Origin of the sequence: uncultured Amaricoccus sp. (genome assembly GCF_937858865.1) — a bacterium.
GTDB lineage: Bacteria > Pseudomonadota > Alphaproteobacteria > Rhodobacterales > Rhodobacteraceae > Amaricoccus.
The window spans coordinates 1-3,694 of record NZ_CALLYO010000152.1 but is presented as its reverse complement, the minus strand read 5'-3'; the positions used below and the strand labels follow the sequence as shown (position 1 = coordinate 3,694).

Sequence of the window (3,694 nt, the reverse complement as noted above, 5' to 3'; positions counted from 1 at the left end):
GCCTCGACATAGGCCATGGCCGCCGGGCCGGCCGGCAGGCCGTACGTCGCGATGCGGGTGGCGACCGGGGCGAAGAAGACGTCGGCCAGCGAGTAGGCGCCGAAGAGCCAGGGCTCCCCGCCGCCGTGGCGGGTGCGGGCCGCGGTCCAGAGCGCCTCGATCTGGGCGAGGTCGGCGAGGACCGCCGCGTCGGGGACGAAGCCGGCGTAGCAGCGGCGCAGGTTCATCGGGCAGGCCGAGCGCAGGGCGGTAAAGCCCGCATGCATTTCGGCCGCGAGCGAACGCGCCAGGCAGCGTGCCGCCGGATCAGCGGGCCAGAGCCCGCGCTCGGGGTGGCGCTCGGCCAGCGTCTCGGCGATGGCGAGCGTGTCCCAGAGGACGAGATTGCCGCCCGCTTCCTCGATGCGGAGCGCGGGCACCGTGCGCGCGGGGGCGAAGTCCGCCGCGAGCAGCGCCGCGAATTCCGGCGCGTAGAGCCGCGCGAGGCGCGGCGTCACCGGAATGTCGAACTTCGCGAAGGCGAGCCAGCCGCGGAGCGACCAGCTCGAATAGGCGCGGTCGCCGATCGCAAGCACGTAGGCCATGGCGCTTCCTCCCCACCTCCTCTTTCACCCGGCGCCGGGCGCGGTCAAGGCGACCGCCGCCCGCGCGGTCGTCGGGCTACAAACTTCCGTGAGCCCGGCCGCCCGGGCAGTCCCGGAAAATCCCGCGATCTCCGTCCTTTGACCGATACCGGGCGCGGCGCGGCGCGAAATCGCCGCCCTTCCGCCGGGAACATGGAACCGCAAGGGTGATCCAAAGGTTGCATCCGGGCGTAGCTCACAACGAGGATGCGCGCCGGGAAGGCCCGGGCCACGCGGTGGGGAGAAGGTCCCGCGCCGTCCGGGCGAGGAGGATGGGAGATGGCTTTCGACGACAGCGGCGTCCGCATGGTCACCCGTCGCGCGATGGGCGCGGAGATGCTCGACGCCGATACCGAGCTCGCCCTCGCCCGCGCCTGGCGCGACGAGCACGACGAGAAGGCGCTGCACCGGCTGGTCAACGCCTACATGCGCCTCGCCATCGCCATGGCGGCGAAGTATCGCCGCTACGGCGCGCCGATGCCCGATCTCATCCAGGAGGCCGGCGTCGGGCTGATGAAGGCGGCGGAGAAGTTCGATCCCGACCGCGGCGTGCGCTTCTCGACCTATGCGGTCTGGTGGATCAAGGCCTCGATCCAGGACTATGTGATGCGCAACTGGTCGATGGTCAGGACCGGCTCGACCTCGTCGCAGAAGGCGCTCTTCTTCAACCTCCGCCGGGTGCGGGCGCGGCTCGAGCGCGAGGCGGGGGCGGCGGGCGAGGTGCTCGACGGCCAGCGGCTGCGCGAGATGATCTCGGTCGAAGTCGGGGTGCCGCTGCGCGACGTCGAGATGATGGATGCGCGGCTGTCGGGCTCCGACTTCTCGCTCAACGCCCAGCAGGCGGGCGAGGAGGGGCGGGAGTGGCTGGAGACGCTCGAGGACGACACGCCGCAGGCTGCCGAAACGGTGGCGCGCGACGCCGACCTCGCGCGCGTGCGCGGCTGGCTCGCCGAGGCGCTCGGCTCGCTCAGCCCGCGGGAACGGCTTATCATTGTCGAGCGCAAGCTGCGGGACGAGCCGCGCACGCTCGAGAGCCTCGGCCAGGAGCTCGGCCTCTCCAAGGAGCGCATCCGCCAGCTCGAGGCGCAGGCGCTGACCAAGTTGCGCAAGCGGCTGGAGAGTATGACCGGCGCGGCGGCGGAGATGCTGACGAGCGCCTGACGGAACGGGGCCCGGTTGCCCGGGCCCCTCTAGGGTCATTCCACCGTGAACTCGGTCCGGCTGACCGCCGCCGCCTCGACGTCGTCCTGGTAGAAGGCCTGCGCGCGGCAGTCGAAATCGAGGTAGATCCCGAGCTGGTCCTGGTAGTGTGGCGAGGGCGTGCCGTCGGGCGCGATGAAGCCGCTCTGGCCCGGGGGCGTGACGGCGCAGAAGCTGACCTCGCCACCCGAGAAGCGGACCATGTTGTTCTCGGTGCCGCGGTTCATCGCCGTTCCGGCAGCCAGCACCTCGTCCGCCCCGGCCTGCGGGATGCCGAGGTAGTTCTTCGTGTCGAAGACGTGCTGGTCGAGCGGGAGGAGCCAGGTCGAGACGTCCTCGCTGCCGTACTCGGCGGCGAGCGCCGCGCGCGTCCTGTCGAGCGCCGCCAGCACCACCGCGTCCGGATCGGCGCCGTTGAAGAAGTCGTAGGCCTGCGGCACGCCGGCCTCCTCGTCCGCGAGCGCGTTGTTGAGGAGGGCCGAGGGCAGCGCGATGCGGACCTGCATGACCTTCGCCGGGATGCCGGGCGCGTCGTCGAGGAGCACGTCCGCGACCATCACCTCCATCCACTTGCGCAGAATCGCCACCGCTGGCGAGGTCGCCTTGCCGTCGGCGTCACGGATCTGGCGGCTGTCCCAGCCGGCGAGGGCGGCGAGCATCGGCTGGCGCGGGTCGTCGGCCGGCAGCGCCGCGCCGGCGGCGAGGATGCGCGGCACGAAGTAGCGCGCGTTCACGTCGACGAAGCTCGTCTCGGGCAGGATGTTCCAGACCTCCTCCGGGGTGAAGCGGTCCTTGGCTTCGATGCGGGACATGATCTCGACCACGCGGTCGGCGGCGCCCCAGGGGCTGCCCTCGACGGTGGAGACGGTGCCCTTGCCGGAGCGGTTGTTCCAGTTGGCGATCCAGCCCTGCTCGGGGTTGAGCGTCTTCGGCACGTCGGCGAAGGGGCGGACGCCCTGCCAGTCCTGGCTGCCGTCGCCCCTGGCCGGCAGGCGCAGGTCCTGGTCGGCCGCGCGCACCGGCAGGTAGCCGGGCGAGACGTAGCCGATGTTGCCCTTGGCGTCGGCATAGTACCAGTTGATCGTAGTGGCCACGTCCTTCGCCGCGGCGAGCCATTCCTCATAGTCCTGCGCCTGGGTGGAGCGGATCCAGGCCATCAGCGTCTGGATCTCGTAGCCGTCCCAGGTGCGGTGGAAGGCGAAGGCGCGGTCGTTGTCGGTGTCGAAGACCTGGACGACGCCATAGTCCGACTCCCAGACGTCGGCGGTGACGGCGTCGGCGTCCTTGACCGCGATCGTCTCCTGGCGGAGCCGCATGTCGGCCCAGCCATCGCCCTGGCGGTACTGGTGCGGGTTCTCCGGATTGAGCTCGAGCTCGACGTAGTCGTTGACGTCGAGCGGGCCGGCGGTGGCGCCCCAGGCGATGGTGCCGTTGGTGCCGAAGAGGATGTTCGGCACCGCGAAGGGCGTGTTGCCGGTCACGTCGAAGCCGGCGCCGTGCAGGCCGATCGAGAAGACGTAGGCCGGGTTGAAGTTGCCGAACTGCGGACCGTTCACGAGGATGGTGCTGCCGTCGGTCGTCTTCTTCGGCCCGAGGATCCAGAGGTTGCTGGCGCGGGGCCGGTCGTCCTCGTCGCCGGCGACCGGCAGGTCGGCGAGGCCGGCGAAGCGGGTGACGTCGAGCGGCGGCAGCTCGGCCTTCTGCTGGTACTGCTCGCCGGCGGGGACGGTGGTGGGGGCGAGCGGGTCCTCGATCCAGAAAATCTGGTCGAAGAGCTCGCGGCCCTCGGCCTCGCCATGCTGGCCGACCAGCGCGTCGAGCACCTTGGCGTTGTTGAGCTCGTTCGAATAGTGCGAGAAGCGCCCGGCCAT

The 3,694-nt window shown here is 71.0% G+C and carries 3 protein-coding genes; 1 reads left to right on the top strand and 2 read right to left on the bottom strand.

The annotated features are described in order from the left end of the window. The coding region (locus Q0112_RS04305; RefSeq protein WP_297971880.1) for a glutathione S-transferase at positions 1-584 on the bottom strand (584 nt) is incomplete at its 3' end. Positions 585-902: 318 nt separating this feature from the next. Here Q0112_RS04305 and Q0112_RS04300 point away from each other — a divergent pair. After that, on the top strand, positions 903-1,784 hold the full coding sequence (locus Q0112_RS04300; protein WP_297971877.1) for an RNA polymerase factor sigma-32: 882 nt from the start codon (positions 903-905) through the stop codon (positions 1,782-1,784). 35 nt (positions 1,785-1,819) lie between these two features. Here Q0112_RS04300 and Q0112_RS04295 read toward each other — a convergent pair. After that, on the bottom strand, positions 1,820-3,694 hold a 1,875-nt coding region (locus Q0112_RS04295), incomplete at its 5' end, for a penicillin acylase family protein (protein WP_297971874.1).